At 69.8% G+C, this 20,911-nt stretch carries 20 protein-coding genes; 11 read left to right on the top strand and 9 right to left on the bottom strand.

Annotated features, from left to right (window positions below; translation table 11 throughout):
* Positions 1 to 268 precede the first annotated feature (268 nt).
* Entirely contained in the window at positions 269 to 790 is a 522-nt protein-coding gene (locus NYZ98_RS28795; RefSeq protein ID WP_262846702.1) for a hypothetical protein, read from the top strand.
* Positions 791 to 897: 107 nt separating this feature from the next.
* On the opposite strand, the gene NYZ98_RS28790 is transcribed toward NYZ98_RS28795, so the two are convergent.
* The gene (locus tag NYZ98_RS28790; RefSeq protein WP_262846701.1) at positions 898 to 1,857 is read right to left on the bottom strand and encodes a LysR family transcriptional regulator; all 960 of its coding nucleotides are present in this window, start codon (positions 1,855 to 1,857) and stop codon (positions 898 to 900) included.
* Positions 1,858 to 2,325: 468 nt separating this feature from the next.
* Between NYZ98_RS28790 and NYZ98_RS28785 the strand changes: the two genes are divergently transcribed.
* The 3 genes from NYZ98_RS28785 to NYZ98_RS28775 all read left to right on the top strand — a co-directional run bounded on the left by NYZ98_RS28785 (position 2,326) and on the right by NYZ98_RS28775 (position 5,841).
* Positions 2,326 to 3,258 (top strand): DUF3068 domain-containing protein, encoded by a 933-nt coding sequence (locus tag NYZ98_RS28785; protein ID WP_262846700.1) that lies wholly within the window; start codon positions 2,326 to 2,328, stop codon positions 3,256 to 3,258.
* Positions 3,259 to 3,500: 242 nt separating this feature from the next.
* On the top strand, positions 3,501 to 4,616 hold the full coding sequence (locus tag NYZ98_RS28780) for an NAD(P)H-dependent flavin oxidoreductase (RefSeq protein WP_262846699.1): 1,116 nt from the start codon (positions 3,501 to 3,503) through the stop codon (positions 4,614 to 4,616).
* A 70-nt stretch (positions 4,617 to 4,686) separates the two neighbouring features.
* The gene (locus NYZ98_RS28775; protein ID WP_262846698.1) at positions 4,687 to 5,841 is read left to right on the top strand and encodes a damage-control phosphatase ARMT1 family protein; all 1,155 of its coding nucleotides are present in this window, start codon (positions 4,687 to 4,689) and stop codon (positions 5,839 to 5,841) included.
* A gap of 37 nt (positions 5,842 to 5,878) precedes the next feature.
* Here NYZ98_RS28775 and NYZ98_RS28770 read toward each other — a convergent pair whose 3' ends face one another.
* Positions 5,879 to 6,694, bottom strand: coding sequence for a crotonase/enoyl-CoA hydratase family protein (locus tag NYZ98_RS28770; protein ID WP_262846697.1), 816 nt, complete (start codon positions 6,692 to 6,694; stop codon positions 5,879 to 5,881).
* Positions 6,695 to 6,925: 231 nt separating this feature from the next.
* Here NYZ98_RS28770 and NYZ98_RS28765 point away from each other — a divergent pair, with 231 nt between their 5' ends.
* The 5 genes from NYZ98_RS28765 to NYZ98_RS28745 are packed head-to-tail and all read left to right on the top strand — an operon-like array spanning position 6,926 to position 13,209.
* Positions 6,926 to 8,470, top strand: coding sequence for an acyl-CoA synthetase (locus NYZ98_RS28765; RefSeq protein ID WP_262846696.1), 1,545 nt, complete (start codon positions 6,926 to 6,928; stop codon positions 8,468 to 8,470).
* A complete protein-coding gene (locus NYZ98_RS28760) occupies positions 8,460 to 9,362 on the top strand; it encodes a Zn-ribbon domain-containing OB-fold protein (RefSeq protein ID WP_262846695.1) in 903 nt (300 codons plus the stop codon). Before NYZ98_RS28765 ends, NYZ98_RS28760 begins: the two co-directional genes overlap by 11 nt.
* Before the next feature lie 51 nt (positions 9,363 to 9,413).
* Positions 9,414 to 10,433, top strand: coding sequence for a thiolase domain-containing protein (locus NYZ98_RS28755; protein WP_262846694.1), 1,020 nt, complete (start codon positions 9,414 to 9,416; stop codon positions 10,431 to 10,433).
* A 2-nt stretch (positions 10,434 to 10,435) separates the two neighbouring features.
* Positions 10,436 to 11,584, top strand: coding sequence for a thiolase domain-containing protein (locus tag NYZ98_RS28750; RefSeq protein WP_262846693.1), 1,149 nt, complete (start codon positions 10,436 to 10,438; stop codon positions 11,582 to 11,584).
* Between the two features lie 35 nt (positions 11,585 to 11,619).
* Positions 11,620 to 13,209: an acyl-CoA synthetase gene (locus NYZ98_RS28745; protein ID WP_262846692.1), complete on the top strand. Its 1,590-nt coding sequence runs from the start codon at positions 11,620 to 11,622 to the stop codon at positions 13,207 to 13,209.
* A gap of 65 nt (positions 13,210 to 13,274) precedes the next feature.
* Here the strand turns inward: NYZ98_RS28745 and NYZ98_RS28740 are convergent, their stop codons facing one another.
* The 4 genes from NYZ98_RS28740 to NYZ98_RS28725 form a co-directional block, all read right to left on the bottom strand.
* A complete protein-coding gene (locus NYZ98_RS28740; protein WP_262846691.1) occupies positions 13,275 to 14,402 on the bottom strand; it encodes a peptidase in 1,128 nt (375 codons plus the stop codon).
* Between the two features lie 35 nt (positions 14,403 to 14,437).
* A complete protein-coding gene (locus tag NYZ98_RS28735) occupies positions 14,438 to 14,968 on the bottom strand; it encodes a hypothetical protein (RefSeq protein WP_262846690.1) in 531 nt (176 codons plus the stop codon).
* 489 nt (positions 14,969 to 15,457) lie between these two features.
* Complete coding sequence (locus NYZ98_RS28730) at positions 15,458 to 15,760, bottom strand: DUF397 domain-containing protein (RefSeq protein WP_316249612.1); 303 nt, start codon at positions 15,758 to 15,760, stop codon at positions 15,458 to 15,460.
* Positions 15,761 to 15,767: 7 nt separating this feature from the next.
* A complete protein-coding gene (locus NYZ98_RS28725; protein ID WP_316249611.1) occupies positions 15,768 to 15,980 on the bottom strand; it encodes a DUF397 domain-containing protein in 213 nt (70 codons plus the stop codon).
* Positions 15,981 to 16,307: 327 nt separating this feature from the next.
* Between NYZ98_RS28725 and NYZ98_RS28720 the strand changes: the two genes are divergently transcribed.
* Positions 16,308 to 16,658, top strand: a complete 351-nt coding sequence (locus tag NYZ98_RS28720) for a 3'-5' exonuclease (protein WP_262846687.1) — start codon at positions 16,308 to 16,310, stop codon at positions 16,656 to 16,658.
* Here the strand turns inward: NYZ98_RS28720 and NYZ98_RS28715 are convergent.
* On the bottom strand, positions 16,655 to 17,164 hold the full coding sequence (locus tag NYZ98_RS28715; RefSeq protein WP_262846686.1) for an HAD domain-containing protein: 510 nt from the start codon (positions 17,162 to 17,164) through the stop codon (positions 16,655 to 16,657). The two genes, NYZ98_RS28720 and NYZ98_RS28715, sit on opposite strands and share 4 nt — an antisense overlap.
* Before the next feature lie 424 nt (positions 17,165 to 17,588).
* On the opposite strand from NYZ98_RS28715, the gene NYZ98_RS28710 reads away from it, so the two are divergent.
* Positions 17,589 to 18,896: an MFS transporter gene (locus NYZ98_RS28710; RefSeq protein ID WP_262846685.1), complete on the top strand. Its 1,308-nt coding sequence runs from the start codon at positions 17,589 to 17,591 to the stop codon at positions 18,894 to 18,896.
* Between the two features lie 377 nt (positions 18,897 to 19,273).
* Here the strand turns inward: NYZ98_RS28710 and NYZ98_RS28705 are convergent, their stop codons facing one another.
* Positions 19,274 to 19,912, bottom strand: a complete 639-nt coding sequence (locus NYZ98_RS28705; protein WP_262846684.1) for a LysE family translocator — start codon at positions 19,910 to 19,912, stop codon at positions 19,274 to 19,276.
* A gap of 64 nt (positions 19,913 to 19,976) precedes the next feature.
* Positions 19,977 to 20,849: a LysR family transcriptional regulator gene (locus NYZ98_RS28700; RefSeq protein ID WP_262846683.1), complete on the bottom strand. Its 873-nt coding sequence runs from the start codon at positions 20,847 to 20,849 to the stop codon at positions 19,977 to 19,979.
* Between the last annotated feature and the right edge of the window lie 62 nt (positions 20,850 to 20,911).

The following is a 20,911-nucleotide window of genomic DNA, read 5'->3' as shown; positions in this document are numbered from 1 at the left end:
GGGGTGCCGTCACCGTAACTGCGTTCACGCCTGTCGCGGAGCTATCGTTTCGCCCCTATCGCCGGGTTATGGAAGTTGCGGGCCCGTTGGCCGAACGAGATTCGGTTCCAGAGAAACCATTGATTTTTTATCCGGACTTGCAATGGAAATGCGATTATGTCGCGAATCTGCGCGTTGCCATTCTCGGGGAATGGCGGGTTAAATGCTTTGCCGCAGCACCACCAAATGCGGCCTCTCTCCGCATCCCCTCTCCCGAGTTGGAGCACAAATGTCAGGATTCTCGCGTAATAGCCGCTTCGCCACGACCGCGCTGGTCGTGGCCCTCTCGGGCGCGTCCGTCGCCGCGATTCCGCCGGTGGCGGCGTCGGCGTCGACTTTCGCCTCTTCGACGTCCGCCGCCGCCCCCAGCCGCGATCACCGCGCCTTCGAGCTCATCTTCAATGTGGAGAAAGTGGTCAACACCCAGCCGGCCCAGATCAAGAACGGCGACTCCTGGGTGACCTACTTCTCCCTTTCCGACGGAAGGAAGAAGAAGGTCGGCGACGGCAGCGCCCGCTGCTCGGCGGTCCAGGCGAGCCCCCAGGGCGTCATCGCCCAGTGCACGCGCGTGCTGCGCACCCGGGCCGGCCAGATCACGCTGCTCGGCATGGACGGCTGGGCCGGCAACCCGCCGTGGACGAGCAGCGCCGCCCTGACCGGCGGCACCGACCGCTATTCCTCCATCACCGGTTCGGCCCGCATCTCGGTCGCCGGCCAGCACGAGATCATCAAGATCGACGCGCGCCGCTGACCGCGGGCCGCACCGCGAAGCACGGGCACCGCGTCCCGGCCGAGCGGCGGCCCCGTCTCGGACGCTGAGTGGCGCCGCCGTCCCACGCGGGACGGCGGCGGCGCGCCCTAGGGGCTCGTCCCGAACTCGGGGTTGGCCTCCAGCCAGCCGGCGTAGAGGGTGCTCCGCCCGATGGCGTCCGCGTACGCCTCGCGGGCGTGGTCGGCGACCGAGGGCGCCGCGCGGGCCGCCACCGAGTCGGAGTGCCAGCCGAGCAGGTGCCGCCAGCGCAGCGGGGTCCCGGCGATGGGCACCATCACCAGCTCGGCGGTCAGCTCGAACGTCGCCTGGCAGAGCGCCACGGCCTTGCCCACCTTGACCAGGTGCAGGCAGGTGGCCACGTCGGACTCGTACATGCTCTTCGGGACGAAGCCCGCCCGCGCGCACGCCCCGGCGAAGCAGTCGGCGAAGCAGCCGTCCCCGGGGGCCACCGCCCAGCCCTCGCCGGCGAGGGCGGCCAGTTCCAGCTCCTTCTCCCCGGCCAGCGGATGGTCCTTCCGAAGCAGGACGAACACCGGGTCGGAGCCGACGACGCTCCAGGTCATGACGTCGGCGGCCGGGGGAGGGGTCTCCCCGCACGTGCCGATGAGCGCGAAGTCGAGCCGGCCGGCGCTGACCAGCGTGGTCAGCTCGGTGGAGGACCAGGACGTGCGCGTGCTGATGGGCGTGCTCGGGTGCGCGCCGGTGAGGCGCTCGACCAGGCCGCCGAGGATCGGCCCGTGGGTGGCGCCGATCCGGAGCCCGGCTATCCCCTCGTCGGTGTTGGCGAAGCGCACCGCCTCTTCCTGGAGTTCTCGTACGGCGGGGAGAAGGACGAGCGCCCGGGTCAGGACGAGCTCGCCGAGCGGAGTGGGCCGGGCGCCGTTGCGGTCGCGCTCGAAGAGGGCGCCTCCCAGCGTGCGTTCGATGCGTTTGAGCTGCGCGGTCAACGATGGCTGGGCCAGCCCTAGCCGGGTGGCAGCCTTGGTGACGCTCCCGGCCTCGGCGACCGCGCGCACGATCTTGAGATGACGGAGCTCCAGGTCCATACCGGGAACGTACGACTTACGTGTTATGTCTGCAATGCCGATTTGTCACCGAATCTGACAGCCCGGAGTTGCAGAATCATCCATAGACCTGCTGAACAGGGCAAACCCGCCGACCGGCCCGGAGGGAAGCCCGACGGAGTCGCGGAATTCTGTCAGGATGTCATTCACCCACCGGGACGGGGGCCGGATCCGGGCGGGCGGGGGCGGGCACCGGGGCGAGGCGGCCCGCCGGTGATCGCTGGGCGCGGCACGCCGTTGGTCGTGCCCCGCCGGGGTCGCGGGCCCGGGTTCCAGGGGCCGGGCCGGGCGGTTCGCGGGCGCCGGTCCTCAGGTAGAACACGTTTCTATCAATTTGGCCGCAGGTCGGTGACGGAAGGCCTACCCAGCACTACGATCGCGGGACAGCATAGGCGCTATTGGACACAGGGTCCTAGTACTCGCGTTGCTGGCTCACCCCGGAGGATTTGGATGCGGCGCATCACAGGAGTCGTTCTCATCGCGATCGGGGCGTTTCTCATCACGCTTGCACCACTCATCCGCTTCTACTCGGCCGGCAAGCTGGTCTCGGCGCCGGCCGACTACTACGGAGTGACGGAGCTGCGCGCCGACAACGCGCAGTACTTCAGCATTCCCAAGGTGAAGGTGCTCACCGCCAACCTCGACATCACCGTCACCACGCGCGGGGACGTGGCCGAGGCCAAGGACGACCACGTCGTGTGGGACGAGTTCACCGCCGTCAACGACGTGACCAACGCGCTGCCCAACATCTCGCTGGACCAGCGCCGTAGCGCGTTCAACAAGTACACGGGCGAGGCCGTCAACTGCTGCGGCGCGAACGTGGACAAGGAGCCGGTGCAGATGACCGGCCAGATCTACCTCTTCCCCTTCAGCACCGAGAAGAAGACGTACAAGGTCTTCAACTCCTCGACCAAGCAGTCCTACGACACCAAGTTCGTCAGCGAGGACACGGTCAACGGACTGCCCGTCTACAAGTTCCAGCAGACGGTCCCGCCGACCAAGATCGCCACCGTGCAGGCCCCCGCCTCGGCGCTCGGCATGTCGCAGCCCGGTGACGTGCAGGCCGACCGCTTCTACGACGGTGTCGTGACCTTCTGGGTCGAGCCGGTCAGCGGAGCCCCCGTCAAGCAGGAGCAGCAGCGCCACGAGGTGCTGAAGACGCAGGACGGCGTCGAGCGCACCGTGGCCTTCGTGGCCACGGCCAAGATGACGCCGGAGACGATCGACCGGCTGGTCAAGAGCGCGATCGACGGCAAGAGCCAGATCACGCTGCTCAAGACGACCATCCCGCTCACCCTGCTGGTCCTCGGCGTGCTGTTCATCATCGGCGGGTTCTTCCTCGTGCGCACCCGGCGCTCGCGGCAGGACCCCGACGCGGCCTGACCTCATCGGACCCCCCCGCCCTCTCGGGCACGGAAAGGCCACCGGCGCTCCCGCCGGTGGCCTTTCCCCTTTTCGCGGCTTTCGCGGCGGGACGACGCACGGGTGCGGGGCCCTGACTGGAACCTGTTCTCTTGGAGCACCGGACCGGCCCGTCACCGGCAGGTTACCGGCCAGTAGAACCGAGCGAACGTTCTGGCTAGAACGCGTTGCAGTTGAGTTGGCGTGCCCCGTAGATTCGAGCCATGCGCACACGTGTCACCGATATGTTCGGGATCGAGTTGCCGATCTTCGCCTTCAGTCACTGCCGTGACGTCGTCGCCGCGGTCAGCCGCGCCGGCGGCATGGGAGTGCTGGGCGCCCTCTACTTCACCCCCGAAGAGCTCGAAATGGAGCTCAAGTGGATCGACGACCACGTCGACGGCAAGCCGTACGGCGTCGACGTGGTCATGCCCGCGACCTACGCCGGCGCCGACCTCGGCGTGGACTCCCCCGAGGAGCTGGTGGGCCGGCTCCAGGGGATGATCCCCGAAGGGCACCGGGCGTTCGTGGAGAACCTGCTGGCCGAGCACGGGGTGCCGCCGCTGGCGAGCGGGGCCGACGCCGGCCGGGTGCTGCTCGGCTGGACCGACGCGACCGCGCGCCCCCAGGTCGAGACCGCGCTCAAGCACCCGATCGCGCTGCTCGCCAACGCGCTCGGCCCGCCGCCCAAGGACGTCGTCGACCTGGCCCACGCCCAGGGCGTCAAGGTCGCGGCCCTCGCCTCCACGCCACGCCACGCCATCAAGCAGGTCGAGGTCGGCGTGGACGTGGTCGTCGCCCAGGGCACCGAAGCGGGCGGGCACACCGGGGAGATCTCCACGATGGTGCTGATCCCGCAGGTGGTGGACGCGGTGGACGTCCCGGTCCTGGCCGCGGGCGGCATCGGCTCCGGCCGCCAGATGGCGGCGGGCCTCGCCCTCGGCGCCGAGGGCGTCTGGACGGGCTCGCTGTGGCTGACGGTCGAGGAGGCCGACACGCCCGAGCTGGCCCGGCAGAAGATCCTCAAGGCCACCTCCCGCGACACCGTCCGCTCCCGCTCCTGGACCGGCAAGCCGGCGCGGCTGCTGAAGAACGAGTGGACCGACGCGTGGGAGTCGGCCGAGTCGCCGGGCACGCTGCCGATGCCGCTGCAGTTCATGCTCATCTCCGGCGCGCTGCGCAGGATCGCCTCCTCCGACGCCGCCGAGCTGTCGACCTTCCCCGCCGGGCAGATCATCGGCGCGATGAACCAGGTCAAGCCCGCCAAGGAGGTTGTATTCGACCTGGTCTCGGAGTACGTCGAGGCCATCGAACGCCTGGAGCGCCTCACGGGTGACTGATCCACCTCCCGCCGTGCGATTTACTTGCGAGTGAGCGCCGAGCGGGGGAGAGGGACGGATGCCGGAGACGATGGATGCCCCTCCCATCATGGGCAACGTGCCCGGTTCCTACGCCCTCGGGGTGTTCCGGGACCGGCACCCCGCCCTGCTGCGCCAGGTCCGGGAGGCCCTGCCGTACACCCCGGACCGGCACCGCGCCCTCGACCGGCTGGCGGACGAGGTCGCCCGCGACGTGATGGAGCCGCTCGACCCCTCGGCGCACGACTTCGCCGCGTGGGCCGAGTGGGGGCGCGGCATGATCGGCCGCCGGTGGGTCGACGTGCCCTTCCTGTGGGCCGAGAGCTACTTCTACCGCAAGCTCCTGGCGGCCACCGGCTACTTCGAGGACGGCCCGTGGCGGGGGATCGACCCGTTCGGGCCGGTCAAGCAGGCCGAGCTGGGCGGTCCCGAGGTGGACGCCGAGCTGGCCGCCCTCGACCGGGCCGCCGCCTCGCCCCCCGGTGAGCGCGCGGCCGGGCTGCTCCTCGGGTCGCTGTGGGGCAATCGCGCGGACCTGTCGTTCAAGATCACCCAGGGCGACGAGCGCGAGCGCGCGTCCGAGCTGGTGGTGGACGACAGCGACCTGCTGTGGTCGCTGGTCCGCGACCGCGCGCCCGGGAGGATCTGCGTCCTGGCCGACAACGCCGGGCGCGAGCTGCTGCCCGACCTCCTGCTCGCCGACCACCTCCTGGCCGAGGGGCTGGCCACCGACGTGGTCCTGCACGTCAAGCCGCACCCGTACTTCGTGTCCGACGCCACCCCCGCCGACGTGGCCGCCTGCGTGCGCCGGCTGGCCGCCGCGCCGGGGCAGGCGGGCAAGGCCGGCGGGCGCCTGTGGCGGGCGATGGCGGACGGGCGCCTCAGCCCGCGCGCCCATCCCTTCTCCTGCGCCCCGCTGCCGTACCGGGACATGCCGGACGACCTGCGCGCCGAGCTGGCCTCGGCGGCGCTGACGATCACCAAGGGCGACCTGAACTACCGCAGGCTGGTCGGCGACCGGATGTGGCCGGTGGACACGCCGTTCCCCGCCGTCACCGCGTATTTCCCCGGGCCGGTGGCCGCGCTGCGCACCCTGAAGTCGGACGTGCTCACCGGGGTCGACGCGGGCACGGCGGCCCGGCTGGACGCGACGGGCGAGCCGTGGCGCACGTCGGGCACCCACGCCCTGATCCAGGTACGCGCGTGACGGCGCGGTGCGGCGTCCGTGCCGTCGAGGTCCTGGGCTATTCCCCCTGGTAGACGGCCGGGCGCTTCTCGCGGAAGGCGCGGGAGCCCTCCTTGGCGTCCTCGGAGCCGATCACCGGCCAGCCGATCGCGTCGGAGATCTTCAGGGCCTCGGCCTCGGGCATGCCGAGCGTCTCGCGGTAGGTCCGCAGGATGGCCCGCACGGCGAGCGGCCCGCAGGCCGCGACCTGGTCGGCGATCTCGCGGGCGGTCGCCAGCGCCTGGCCGTCCGGTACGACCCGGTTGACCAGGCCCATCGCCAGCGCCTCCTGGGCGGTGACGGCCCTGCCGGTGAGCAGGATGTCCATCGCGAACGCGTAGGGGATCTGGCGCGGTAGCCGGACGGCGCTGCCGCCCATGGGGAACAGCGCCCGCCTGGCCTCGAACAGGCCGAGCGTCGCCGATTCGGCGACGACCCGCAGGTCGGTGCCGACGAGCAGCTCGGTGCCGCCCGCGACCGCGTACCCCTCGACCGCGCAGATGATGGGCTTGCTCGGCAGCGCGTCGGTGTCGCGCAGCAGGCCCTTCCAGTGGAAGTCGGGGATCTCCTGGGCGCGCTTGAGCACCCTGGGGTCGGTGGACGGGGTGCCCATGGCCTTGAGGTCGGCGCCCGCGCAGAAGGTGTCGTCCGCTCCGGTGAGGATGCCGACGCGGACGCCGGGCTCGTCGGAGATGTAGGCCCAGGCGTCGGCCAGCCCGATCAGCATGTCCGAGGAGAGGGCGTTCTTGGCCTCGGGCCGGTCCATCGTCACGATGACGACGTGGCCGTCTCGTTCGACGCGGCAGTGCGGCGTGCTGATGGGCAGGAGCTCCATGGACACCCTCCTCGGTGGTCAGGGGACGTGGGACGGGGTGCGGGCCCCTGGAGATCAAGCGCTTGCTCGGGCCACGCCGGACAGGTTAGTCTGCGGCTGCAAACTAGAACAGATTCTCGTTCCTAACCCTCTCGTAGCGCTAGGCCTTGCCGAGAAAGCAAGAACGTGCTTCACTGCGGCGGGTCCGGGGGACGTCAGGGACATCGAAGCGGACCGGACAAGGGAGTTCCGATGGGCTCGCTCGGCTTCTGGAGGCTCGCGCAGGCGGATCCCGGCTGGATCGCGGCCGTGGACCCCGACGGCACCGAGTACTCGGCGGGAGAGCTGCTGGCCCGCGCCAACCGCCTGGTGCACGGCCTGCGCGCCCTCGGCCTGAAGGCCGGGGATGGCGTCTGCGGCCTGGTGCCCAACGGCGTCGACGGCCTCACGATCTACCTCGCCGCCCTGCAGGCCGGCTGGTACTACACGCCGATCAACTGGCACCTCACCGGGCCGGAGATCGCCTACATCGTCACCGACAGCGAGGCCAAGGCGTTCCTGGTCCACGAGCGGTACGCCACCGAGGGCGCGCGCGGCGCCGAGGCGATCGAGGCGGACCGCCGCTTCTCGTTCGGCGCGATCGACGGCTTCCGGCCGGTGGCCGAGCTCCTGGAGGGGCAGCCCGACACGCCGCCGCAGGACCGCACGGCCGGCGCCACCATGCACTACACCTCCGGCACCACGGGCAAGCCCAAGGGCGTACGGCGCCCGCTGAACGGGCTCGACCCCGACGACGCGGCCGAGCTGATGACGTTCCTGCTCTCGCTGTTCGGCATCACCCCCGGCCGGCCCAACGCGCACCTGGTGACCTCGCCCAACTACCACACCGCGGTCACGCAGTTCGGCGGCACCGCCCTGCACATGGGGCACACCCTGGTCTACATGGACAAGTGGAGCCCCGAGGAGACGCTGCGGCTCTGCGAGAAGTACGGGGTGACCAACTCGCACATGGTCCCCACGCACTTCAAGCGGCTGCTCGCCCTGCCCGACGAGGTCAAGCACAAGTACGACCTGTCCTCGCTGAAGTGGATGATCCACGCCGCGGCCCCGTGCCCGGTCCCGGTCAAGTGGGCGATGCTCGAATGGTGGGGCGACTGCATCTACGAGTACTACGCGGCCACCGAGGGCGGCGGCACCATCGCCACCCCGGAGGGCTGGAAGAAGCACCCGGGCACCGTCGGTTCCGCGTGGCCGATCAGCGAACTGCTCATCGTGGACGACCGGTACGAGCCCGTCCCCACCGGGACCCCCGGCACCATCTACATGAAGATGGCCGGCGTCCGGTTCGAGTACAAGGGCGACCCCGCCAAGACCGAGGAGAACCGCCTCCGCGACCACTTCACCGTCGGCGACATCGGCTACCTCGACGCTGAGGGCTTCCTGTTCCTCTGCGACCGCAAGGCCGACATGATCATCTCGGGCGGGACCAACATCTACCCCGCCGAGATCGAGAACGAGCTGATGGTCCATCCCAAGGTGGCCGACGTCGCCGTGTTCGGCATCCCCGACGAGGAGTGGGGCGAGCAGATCAAGGCCGTCGTCGAGCCCGCCGAGGGCAGCGAACCCGGGCCGGAGCTCGCCGGGGAACTCCTCGCGTCGCTCGAAGGCCGGCTGGCCAGGATGAAGTGGCCGCGCACGATCGACTTCATCCAGGAGATGCCGCGCGAGCCGAACGGCAAGCTCCTCAAGCGCAAGCTCCGTGATCCCTACTGGGAGGGCAGAGACCGTGCCATCTGAACCGCTCGTCGCCCAGCACGTGCTGGAGTTCCCCGGCGGGTACACCCGCACGACCGGACCGGTGATCGGGCGCTTCCTCACGGAGTTACGCGACGGGCGGATCGTCGGGGTGCGCACGGCGGACGACCGCGTGCTGGTGCCGCCCCTGGAGTACGACCCGGGCACGGGCGAGCCGGTGACCGACGACTACGTCGAGGTCGGCCCGGCGGGCACCGTCCAGAGCTGGGCCTGGGTGGAGGAGCCCCGCAAGGGGCACCCGCTCGACCGGCCGTTCGCCTGGGCGCTGGTCAAGCTCGACGGTGCCGACACCTCGCTGGTCCACGCGGTCGACGCCCCCGGCGTCAAGGCGATGCGCCCCGGCCTGCGGGTGCGTCCCCGGTGGAAGCCGGAGAGCGAGCGCGTCGGGCACATCACCGACATCGCGTGCTTCGTCCCCGAGGTCACCACGATGGTGTCGGTCGTCCGCGCCGAGTACAGCATCCAGCCCGGCCGGTCGCTCGCCCGCTTCCTCGAAGGGGTGCGCGACGGCATCTTCATCGCCGGGCGCTGCACCCGCTGCGACAAGGTCTACGTGCCCTTCCGTACCACCTGCCCGCAGTGCGGCTCGGTGATCGGCGAGGAGCTGGAGCTGCCCGACACCGGCACCGTCACCACCTTCGCCATCAACAACCTGCCCGACCCCCGCGCACCCGAGGTGCCGTTCGTCTCCGCCTACATCATGATCGACGGCGCGGACGTCCCGATGATCGCGCTGATGGGCGACGTCCCCGCCCACGAGGTGCGGCAGGGCATGCGCGTCAAGGCCGTCTGGGTGCCCCCCGAGGAGCGCACCCTGTCCATGACCAACATCAGATGGTTCGCCCCCACCGGCGAGCCCGACGTCGAACTGTGAGTGAGCGCACTGTGAGGACCGACGGCACGAGCCGCGTGAGGGGAGTACCGGGTGCGTGAGGTAGCGGTCGTCGCGTTCGCGCAGACCAGGCACACCGACCACGACGAAGGGCTGAACGAGCCCGAACTGATCTCACCGGTGATCAACGAGATCAAGGAGCGTTCGGGGCTTTCCCGCTTCGGGTTCACCTGCTCGGGAAGCTGCGACTACCTGGCCGGGGCGCCGTTCTCGTTCGTCTCCGCCCTGGACGCCATCGGCGCCTGGCCGCCGATCTCCGAGAGCCACGTCGAGATGGACGCCGCCTGGGCCCTGTACGAGGCCTGGGTGCGGCTCCAGCACGGCGACATCGACTCCGCGCTCGTCTACGGGTACGGCAAGTCCTCCCAGGGCGACCTGCGGGAGATCATGACGCTCCAGCTCGACCCGTACTACCTGGCGCCGCTCGGCCTGGACCAGGTCTCCTACGCCGCCCTGCAGGCCAACGCCCTCGGCGCCGACCCCGACGCGCTCCGCGAGATCGTCCGGCGCAGCCGCGCCGACGGCAGGGCGAACCCGTACGCGCTCGACCTGCCCGACCCCGGCGAGGAGGGGTACGAGGTGCGCCCGCTGCGGCCGAGCGACGTCGCGCCCATCACCGACGGCGCGGCGGCCGTGCTGCTCGCCGCAGGTGACCTGGCCAGGGAACTGGCCGAGCACCCTGCGTGGATCACCGGCATCGCCCACCGCATCGAACCCCACTACCTCGGCATACGCGACCTCGCCCGGTCGGCCTCCGCCGCCGACGCCGCGCGCGCGGCCGGCGTGGACAAGGGCCCGGTCGACGTCGCCGAGCTGCACACCCAGTTCAGCCACGAGGAGCTCATCATCCGCGAGGCGCTAGGGCTGCCGCCCGACACCGTCGTCAACCCCTCGGGCGGCCCGCTCGCCGCCAACCCCGTCATGGCCACCGGCCTCATCCGCATCGGCGAGGCGGCCACCCGGATCCTCGACGGAAGCGCCGGCCGCGTCGTCGGCCACGCCTCCTCGGGCCCGTGCCTCCAGCAGAACCTCGTCACCGTGATGGAGGCCTGACCATGGGCAACCGCTGCGCCGTCATCGGGGTCGGCCAGACCAAGTACCAGACCAAGCGGCTGGACGTCTCGATCGCCGGGCTGGTGCGCGAAGCCGCCCTGCGCGCGCTGGAGGACGCCGAGCTGACGTTCAAGGACATCGACGCCGTCGTCATCGGCAAGGCGCCCGACCTGTTCGAGGGCGTCATGATGCCGGAGGCCTACCTCGCCGACGCGCTCGGCGCCGCGGGCAAGCCCATGATGCGCGTCCACACCGCCGGCAGCGTGGGCGGCTCCACCGGCCTGGTCGGGGCCTCGCTCATCCAGGGCGGCGTACACGAGCGGGTGCTCGTCGTCGCGTTCGAGAAGCAGTCGGAGTCCAACGCGACGTGGGCGCTGTCCACCCACCTGCCGTTCAACGCCTCCCTGGTCGTCGGCGCCGGCGGGTACTTCGCCCCGCACATCCGCGAGTACATGCGCCGCTCCGGCGCGCCCGACCACATCGGGACGCTCGTCGCCGTCAAGGACCGGCAGAACGCGCTCAAGAACCCGTACGCGCACCTGCGGATCCCGGGGATCAGCCGCGAGATGGTCGAGTCCACCCCGATGCTCTGGGAGCCGATCCGCTACCTGGAGACCTGCCCGTCCTCCGACGGCGCCTGCGCCATGGTGCTCGCCGCCGAGCACAAGGTGACCGGCACGCCCGCCTGGGTGCACGGCACCGCCATGCGCTCCGAGCCCATCTTCCGCGCCGACCGCGACACCGTGAGCCCGCAGGGCGGCAAGGACTGCGTGGCCGACGTGTACCGCCAGGCCGGCGTCTCCGACCCGCGCCGCGAGATCGACGTCGCCGAGGTGTACGTGCCGTTCTCCTGGTACGAGCCGATGTGGCTGGAGAACCTCGGCTTCGCGGGGGAGGGCGAGGGCTGGAAGCTGACCGAGTCCGGGGCCACCGCCCTCACCGGCGACATCCCCTGGAACGCCTCCGGCGGCGTGCTCAGCGCGAACCCCATCGGGGCGTCCGGGCTGATCCGCTTCGCCGAGGCCGCGCTGCAGGTCAGAGGGCTCGCCGGCGAACACCAGGTCGACGGGGCGCGCCGCGCGCTCGGCCACGCGTACGGCGGGGGCGCCCAGTTCTTCGCCATGTGGATCGTCGGAAGTGAAAAACCGTGAGAGCCGTCCGCCGCGACTCGTGAGGAGAGTCCCCGATGGAGTTCAACCACGCCGACCTGTTCGAGGGATTGGCCGACGCGATCGGGGACCGCGTGGCCGTCATCAGCGGGGACACCCGTCTGACCTACGCCGAGCTGGACGCGCACGCCAGCCGGCTCGCCCACTACCTCAGCGAGCGGGGCGTCGAGCCGGGGCAGCACGTCGGCATCCAGCTGTACAACGGCGTCGAGTACATCGCCGGGCTGCTCGCCACGCTGAAGATCCGGGCGGTGCCGATCAACGTCAACTACCGGTACGTCGAGTCCGAGCTGCTCTACCTGTACACCGACGCCGAGATCGTCGCCCTGCTGTACGACGTCGAGTTCGACGAGCGGGTGGCCGCGACCGCCCCGAAGTGCCCCAAACTGGAGACCCTCGTCGCCGTCGGCGGGCCGTCGGCGGTCGACGGAGCCGTGCCCTACGACCAGGCCCTCGCCGGACGGTCCGGCGGGCGTGAGGGCTTCCCGAGGCGGACGGGCGACGACGTCTACATCATCTACACCGGCGGCACGACCGGCATGCCCAAAGGGGTCATGTGGCGCACCGAGGACCTGTTCATGGCCTTCGGCGGCGGCAACCCGTACGGGGAACCGCACCGCGAGCCCGGACAGGTCATCGAGACCGCGCGCAACTCCGGGCCGATCCTCATGATGCCGGCCGCGCCGCTGATGCACGGCGCCGCGCAGATGGCCACCTTCATCTCGTGGTGGATGGGCGGGACCATCGTCTACACCAGGAAGTTCGACGCCGCTGAAGTGCTGCGCACCGTCGAGCGCGAGAAGGTGCTCACGATCAACATCACCGGCGACGCCATGGCACGTCCCCTCGCCGACGAGGTCGCCGCCGGGACCTACGACCTGTCGTCGCTCGTGGTCCTCAGCTCGACCGGGGCCATCCTGACCGGCGCCGTCCGGGAACGGCTGCAGGAACTGCTGCCCAACGTCATGATCATGGACAGCTTCGGCTCCACGGAGTCCGGGTACACCGCCGCCGCCGTGGCCGGCTCGTCCCCCGAATCCGGGCTGAAGTACCAGCCGAACCCGACCGCCACCCTGGCCGTGCTCAACGACGCCCTGGAACCGGTCGAACCCGGCTCGGGGGAGATGGGGACGGTCGCCAAGGCCGGCAACATCGCCTTCGGCTACTACAACGACCCCGGCAAGACGGCGAGCACCTTCGTCACCGACAAGGAAGGGACGCGCTGGCTGCTCACCGGCGACCTGGCCAAAATCGAGGACGACGGGACGATCCTGGTCTTCGGGCGCGGCTCGCAGTGCATCAACACCGGCGGCGAGAAGGTCTTCCCCGAGGAGATCGAGGCCGTGCTCAAGGGACACCCGGCGGTCTTCGACGCCGTCGTCACCGGGATCCCCGACGACCGGTGGGGCAGCCGGGTCGCGGCGGTGGTCGAACCGAGGGAGGGGACCGCGCCCACGGCCGAGGAACTCGACGCGCACTGCCGGGCGAAGCTGTCGGGGTACAAGGTGCCGCGCACGTACGCGTTCGTCGACCGCATGGTCCGCTCACCCGCGGGCAAGGCCGACTACCGCTGGGCCAAACAGACCGCCCAGTCCGCTCTCACCTGAGCCGGCGGGGCCGGTTTACTGTCGGCTCCTGGCCGGGCGCTTGCTGCCGGGCGGTTCACGAGCGCTCAGGCATCGCCTTGACCTTCCAGCTGGTTCGAAAGGCGCCTTCGCCTGACCAGCAGGAGACCGGCGGCCGTGAGCGCGGACAGGACGGCGGCGACGGCGAGGACGACCACGGGCGGGCCGCCCGGCTCCGCCATCGCCTTGACCGCGTCCGCCGTCCCCGTGGCGGCGGGGAACCGGATGGTCGCCGAGGCGGAGCGTTTCGTCAGGCCGCTCTCCAGCCGGAGGCGGCCGAGCCACGGGCCGTCGGGCACCTGCTCGCCGAGGTTCACGCTGACCGATCCGGCGTCACCGGGGGCGAGCGTCATGCCCGTCTGGACGTCGAACGGGCCCGCGCTCAGGCGGCCGGGGCCGTTCGACAGTCTCAGGTCGCCGCTCAGGTCGACCGCGCGGCCTCCGGTGTTGCGCACCCCCGCGAAGACGGCCTGCCGGCCGTCCGCCATCCGCCGGGCCGTCAGCGAGTCGATGGTGAAGTCCGACGCCGGCGGGTTGCCCCGCCCGACGGACAGATAGATCCGGACCCCGACGCGATTGATCTTCCGCACGCCCCCACCGGGCGGCGGATCCTTGGCCGCCTCCGCCCAGATCACCGCGTAACGCTCACCCGGGGCGGCGTCGTCCGGCACCGCGATGGTCGCCGTGACCATCGTCCGGGTATGCGGGGCCATCTTCAGCGCGGCCCGGCTCAGCGTGGTCCAGCGGGACAGCTCATTGGACGTACGGCCGGGGGCGAACCGGAAGGCCCGGTCACGGATCATCCCCGCGGCCGGGTAGAGCGAGATGTCGAGCGGAATGCCGGTCGTGTTGGACACCTCGACCCGCCGGCGGATGACGGTGCCCGGCGCGAGGTGGTCGACGATGTACCGCCAGGCCCGCGAGTCGGCCCGCGCGCTCACCGGCGCGTCGGCCAGGCTGATCCCGAGGCCGTTCCCGGTCACTCCAGGCGGAGCGGCGGCCGGCGCGAGCGCCCCGGCCGCGAGCAACCCGAGGACCAAGCCGCGAAGACGCAGCCCTGTGATCACGTCGCGGGGACGCAGCCCTGAGATTTCGCTGCTAGGACGCAGCCTGAGGACCACGTTGCGAAGGCGGAGTCCGAGGATCACGTCGCGGGGACGCAGCCTGAGGAGCATGCCGCGAGGACGCACGATCGTCGACGGCTCTCTGCTCAGGCGACCGAGTGGGTGACGGTGCCGGTGTACGTTCCTGAGACCGACGACGCCGGGATCGTCACGGTGAGCGTGGGATTCCAGGTCGCGGAGTTGTTCCCCTGGAGCGCGGTGCCCGTGAACGCGACGCGCGGGACGTTGATGATGCCGCCTGGCCCAGGAGTGAAGGTTCCGATGCCCGTCGTGCTGGTGGCCGGTCCCGGGGCGTAACTGACGTTGGCGACCATGATGGTCTCGGCCGTCGTGCCTCCGCCGGTGGTGAAGTCGGTGCCGGTGACGACCGCCGTCCAGGAACCGTTCAGGGTGCCGCGCAGGTCCGTCACCGTCACCGGGCCGATCGGCCCCGAGATGCTGGTGGTACCCGACGGCACCGAGCCGAGGTTCGCCGAGCTCGGCGCGTTGATCGTCAGGCCGGCGGTCGTGATCGAGAACGTGACGATGGTGTCGTCGGCCATGGCCGGCAGAGCGGCCGTCACCGAAAGGCCCAAGCCGAGGCCGAGAGCTGCGGCGATGGTGCGAGATCTGCGCATATTCGATCCAAATGGTGAGAAGGACGCGAGAGGCGAAACAGACCAAGCTCGGCATCCACCCCAAGAGCCCGAGCACATGGTCACATCATCACGCCTCGTAATGAACGATAACTCTTCGCACCCACCCCCACCCCGAACGACACGACCCCACTCCCCAGCCTTCGCGCACCCGTGCTCGGGCCGTGCCATGTGGGGGCAAGCCCCCACACCCCCGGTGAATGGTCCTCGCCTTCGGCTCGGGCGTTTTTCTGAGCCTGGCGGCCTGGTTCGGTCTCCGGTAAGAGTTCACCGGGCGACCACCGCACAAGGCGCCGATTTCGCCGTCCTCCGTCCCACTGCTTCGGCGCCTGATGGTGAGGCGTCGTGGCGGCGAAAGGGTGGCGTCCCGGCATCTACGATCATGGGGTCGCCGGGCACTAGGCGTTGGCTTCGCTGTACCCAGGCTTGCCGCTTCGGAGCCCGAAGACATATCTGGCAGTGATGAAGCGATTATTCACCGCTTAGGGTGTGAGGAACCGCTGCCGGGGCCGCCGTCTCACCCTGGTCCACCCGCTTCACCTCATGCACGAACGTTCGCCACTCGCGAGCCGATACCTGGAGTCGCATCCCACTCGGCGCCTTACTGTCCCGTACGGCACAACCGCCATCAGGCAGGTCGGCAACCTCGACGCAGTTGTCACCCGACGCGCTGAAACTGCTTTTACGCCAGGCCAAAACTGTGATCTCATCCACGAAGTCGCCTTTCGGAAGTGAAGCCGGTCCATCAGCGAGGTCAGGTAGCGGAAGAGCCATCGAGCATTTACCGCCTCGAAGTCTGGGTTTCTTCAGATGATTCCTCCGCCTTCACCCCGTCGAGGAACACCCGCCACTCCCGAGCCGGAAACGTGAGCCGCGTTCCGTCCAGCGTCTTACTGTCCCGTACGGCACGACCGCCGTCAGGCAGGGATGCAACCTCGACGCAGTTCTCACCCTGGCCGCTTGAAGTGCTCTTGCGCCAAACCAGATGATTCATGCTTTTTTCCATTGATCCATCGCTTCCCTAGCTCTTGAGCAGGCGATCTCTCTCAGCGGCCAGATGGTGTACGGACTCCTCAGCCGTCAGGGCCGCCGCCACAATTCGGTTATAGATCGGCGTGTAGGCCTGTACCCGATCAACCTTCTCCAGCCACAGGACTTTCAGTCACAGTCTTCAGACAGACCGCGCTCGGATCAAGCCCACGAGAAAAGTCCAGGATGGCAAGCTCCCAGCGGTGAAAGGTGCTCCCCCGGCGAACTCGATGCTTGCGTGTCGCCGTCGGCGCCCGCTACGACGATGACTGATCAACCCGGAGGGGTCACTATGCCGAACCAGATGTGGAGCACCGCGCCCCTGGTGGCGTTCGATCTGGAGGGCACCGGAAGTCAGGATCGCGAGAATGAGGCCATCCTGGAGGTCGGAGTCGTCCCGCTGGTCGACGGTAGCCCGGACGTCGCCCACACCTACCACTCGATCGTCAACCCCGGGCGGCGTATCCCGCGCCGTCCCTGGTCCCCGCCTGGACTGACGAGCGACATGCTCGCCCTGGGCCCGACGCTGGACCACATCCTTCCCGAACTGGTGGCCCGCCTTGATGGGGCGTACATCGTCGGCTCAACGGTGAAGCCATGGATGAGTCTGGCCAACTGCCGTTACTGTTCGACTGATCATTAGACGAGTGCCCAGTCCTCCGTGGCGATGAGCATGGGTGGGCGAAGAGCGCCTATCGCGAGCCCTCGGTACGGCTCCACGTGGTGGAGTAGAGCCCGGCCGTTATGGTGCGCGGAGACCCATTCCCTGTCGGCGTCGGTGATCTCATCGTCGACCCAGGCGAATGGGCGTCCACTCGCCCAGTTCACCAGGGTCCGGGTCTTCCAGCAGAGCCCGAACCATTGGTCCTCACGTTCATGCTGGGGGGTTGGCTCCGGCCAGCTCACGACGGGCAGTCGCGGCAGCCCGATTCGGGGTGCTATCACGGCGTTCGCTTCGTCTTCCCAGGTGGTGGCCCAGACGAGTTCGCAGGGCAGTGCCGCCAGCTGACGCCCTATCCCGGCGGTGAGCCGCGCCAAGGGGGAGTCCGGTGCGGTGACCCGCGCTGGGCCTTGCGGGTCCTCGCCGAACGGTAGAAGCGGCCCGTCGACGTCGAGAAAGAGCAGTGGGCGTTCGGTATGGCCGGTCATGCTGCTGTGACCTCCGTTCAAGCGGCAGTGGTGACCTCCATTCGAGCGACAGTACGGTGCAAGGTCCCCAAGTCCCGTCTGGTGCTCGGTCGACGCGCTCCACGCGGTCGCTTTGGTGCGTGACGGAGCCCGCTACGATTCCAGGTCCTCGGCGCTCAAACGATCGGCCCGGCGGACCCGGTCAACCGACGCGATGCCACCATGGTGCTTCAGCACCGTGGAATCGACCCCGGGGGCTTGCCCAGTGCCTGGGAGATCACGCTGATGGAGCTGCGACCACTGCCGTCCGATCGCGCGAACGTGCGGGCCCATGGCACGGGCAGACGGACTCGACGTACCGGCCGCGAGCCTTGACGAGATGTTGGAGTCCAATGAACGTTGTAGCGAATGGCGAGCGTGAACCGAACGTGGAGTTTCCGACGCGGTGAACAGTCAGCCCGAGGTGACGACCGCGACCACACCCGCCGGATGGATTCGGCGCAGCATTCTGGCCCACCAGCAGTTCCGCGCTCTGTACATCGCCAACATCGTTAGTAAGTTCGGCACTCATGTCGGCTACGTCGCGCTGCCTGTGCTGGCCCAGGTCGTGCTACATGCCGGCCCCGTTGAGGTCGGCGTGCTCGCCGCTCTCAGCACGGTCTCGTTCCTGCTGATCGGTTTGCCTGCTGGGGTGTGGGTGGATCGGACTCGCAAGCGCGGCGTCCTTATTGCCGCCGACCTGACCAGGGCCGCGCTGATCGCTTCGATCCCTGCGGCCTGGGCGCTGGGAGCGCTCACGCTCGTCCAGCTCTACGCGGTCGCGCTGCTCGCCGGTATGGCGACGGTGTTCTTCGACATCGCTCACCTCAGTTACCTTCCTCACATTGTGGGGCGTGACCGTCTCACCTCGGCCAACGCGACCCTGAGTGGACTGGACGAGGCCGCCAAGGCGTCGGGGCGAGGACTCGGCGGGTTCGTGGTGCAACTGCTCGGGCCGCCGCTCGCGGTCCTGGTGGACGCCGGGAGCTTCCTCTGGTCGGCGCTGTTCGTCCGGCGGATTCGCGTGCGGGATCCGGCGCCTGAGGCCACCCGCGGACCACTCTGGCGAGATGTGGGCATGGGCTTGCGCTACGTGCTCACCTCCCCGGTGCTGCGCCCTCTGGCAATCAAGGGGGCTGTGGCGAACTTCGCCGAGCAGATCTGCCTGGTCTCGTTCCTCGTGCTGTTCGTCGCCGAACTGCGTCTGCCGACCGGGACTCTCGGCGTGTTGTTGTCCGCCGGCGGGGTCGGCGCGTTCTGCGGGGCGCTGGCCGCGCCGACGATCGGCCGTCGTCTCGGGCTCGGTCGCGGTATCTGGCTGGTCGGAATGTGCACAGCCCCCTTCGCACTGCTGACGGGCCTGATGGAACCCGGCCCGCTGCTGTGGGTGGGCGCCGCCGGATGGGTCATCGCGACCGTGACCTTCGGCGTGGAAAACGTGCTCGCAGTGAGTCTGCGGCAGTCGATCACCTCCGACGGGATGCTCGGCCGGATGAACGCCGGCTTCCGATTCCTGTTCATGGGGTCGATGTCGGCGGGCTCGATCACCGGCGGGCTGATCGGCGCTTATGCCGGAGTGCGGACGGCCATCTGGATCGGTTCATCTGTGCTGGCCCTCGGTTGGCTGATCGCGTTCTTCTCTCCGCTACGTCGGCTACGCCACATCGACGAACTCACCGGCTCCAGCGGAGGACGCGTTGTCCCGACGCTATGACCTCGGGCCGTATCGAGCGGTGCCTGGCCGATCTGCCAGCGGCCGGACTGCTGTCGATGCTCCAGATAGTGGCGCTGGCTCTGAGAGTCGCCCCGGTCGCCCGTCATACCGACTACATGCATGCGCGAAATCGCGCGAGGATCACGATGCACGGTGGGCGGTGCGCGTGAGGGGCCGCTAGGCCGCTCACCGGGGGTGTGGGGGCTTGCCCCCACATGGCACAGCCCGAGCGCGATTGCGCGAAGCGCGGGGACTGCGAGGACCACAACGTGCGGACGGCTGTGAGCACAGCGTGCGCGGAGTGTGGGGTTGTGCGAAAGCCATCCCGTGGCCGCCGGGCTGGTGCCTTGCTTGCGTGCGGTTGTTGTGCCGGTGGGTCAGGTTTTGCGGGGGCCGTCGCCGGTGAGGGCGGCTACCGCGCCGAGGCTGATGTAGACCAGGCCGCTGGCGATGTCCAGGCGGCGGGCGGCGGTGGGGGAGCGGCGCAGGCGGCCGGCGAAGGCGGCGGAGAGCAGGGCGTAGCCGCCGTCGCTGGCCATGCCGAGGACGATCCAGATGGCGCCGAGGACCGTGATCTGCGCCGCGACCGGGCCGCGCGCGGGGTCGACGAACTGCGGCAGGAAGGCCAGGAAGAAGATCGCCGTTTTTGGGTTGAGTACGTTGACCACGAAGCCCTCACCGAACAGCCGTGACCGGGAACTGGGCGCGACCTCCTTGGCCGGGTCACCTGGCCGGGAGAACAGCTTGCGCAGGCCGAGCCAGACGAGGTAGGCCGCGCCGAGGTACTTGACCAGCGTGAAGGCCGTGGCCGAGGCCGCGAGCAGGGCGCTGACGCCGAGGGCGGCGGCCACCACGTGCACGACCGAGCCCGCGTGGATGCCCGCCACCGAGACCAGCCCGGCCGCGCGGCCCTGTGCCACGCTGCGCGTCACGATGTAGACGACGGCGGGCCCGGGGACGAGCAGGAGCGCGAGGGTCGCCGCGGCGAAGACCGCGAGCGTGGTGATGGGAGGCATGCCGCCGATCGTAGGAATTGTCCAGCCACCGCGTCCATTTCATTTCCCCCAGGACGCGGCGCGTTCAGGGCGGGGAGTGGAGGGCTTGGAGGAGGGCTGTGGTGGCGGGGGGGTCGGGGGGTGTGCCGTAGGTGGCGGCGTAGACGCGGCGGGTCGAGCCGCTGAGTTCGGTGACCGTCACGTCGGTGTGCCGATGCGCGGACAGCGCCAGCCCCGGCAGGACGGTCACCCCCAGGTCGGCCGCGACCATCGCCTGCACGGCCACGTAGTCGTCGGTCGTGAACGCGATCGACGGCTCGAAACCGGCACCCGCGCACAGGTCCAGAAGGTGGCTCCGGCACCGGTCGCAGCCCGCGATCCACTTGGCACCGGCGTGCGCCGCGAGGGCGCCGGTCGGCGGCACCGCCGCAGAGGTGACCAGGAAGCTCGGGTCGTCGAACAGCGGGGTCAGCCGCACACCTTCCTCCTCCTCGGGCGGGGTGGTGCCGTAGTGGAAGGTCACCGCCACGTCGGCCTGGCCGGCGCGGAGCATGGCGAGCGCCTCGGGCGGTTCGGCCTCGGCGAGCCGGAGGTCCAGCCCAGGGTGCTCGCGCGCCAGGCGCACGGCCGCCGCCGGGACGAAGGTGCCGAGCGCGGACGGGAACGCGACGAGCCGGACCCGGCCCGCGCGCAGCCCGGTGTGCGCGGCCAGCTCAGCCGACGCGGAGTCGAGCCGTCCCAGGATCTCGGCGGCCCGGTCGGCGAGGAGCCGTCCCGCCTCCGTCAGCCGGATGCCCCGCCCCGCCCGCTGGACGAGCTTGGCCCCCGTCTCCGCCTCCAGCCGGGCCAGGTGGTGGCTGACCGACGGCTGCGAGTAGTGCAGTTCCCGGGCCGCGGCCGTCACCGAACCGTGCCGGGCCACGGCGTCCAGGACGCGTAATCGCAGGACGTCAAGCATTCATCAACCATATCTATGGAACATCAGGCGGTTTGGCATTGGACCTATGGGTGGTCCATGCC

This window comes from Sphaerisporangium corydalis, from assembly GCF_025506355.1.
Taxonomy (GTDB): Bacteria; Actinomycetota; Actinomycetes; order Streptosporangiales; family Streptosporangiaceae; genus Sphaerisporangium; species Sphaerisporangium corydalis.
This window is presented reverse-complemented; position numbering and strand designations above follow the sequence as displayed.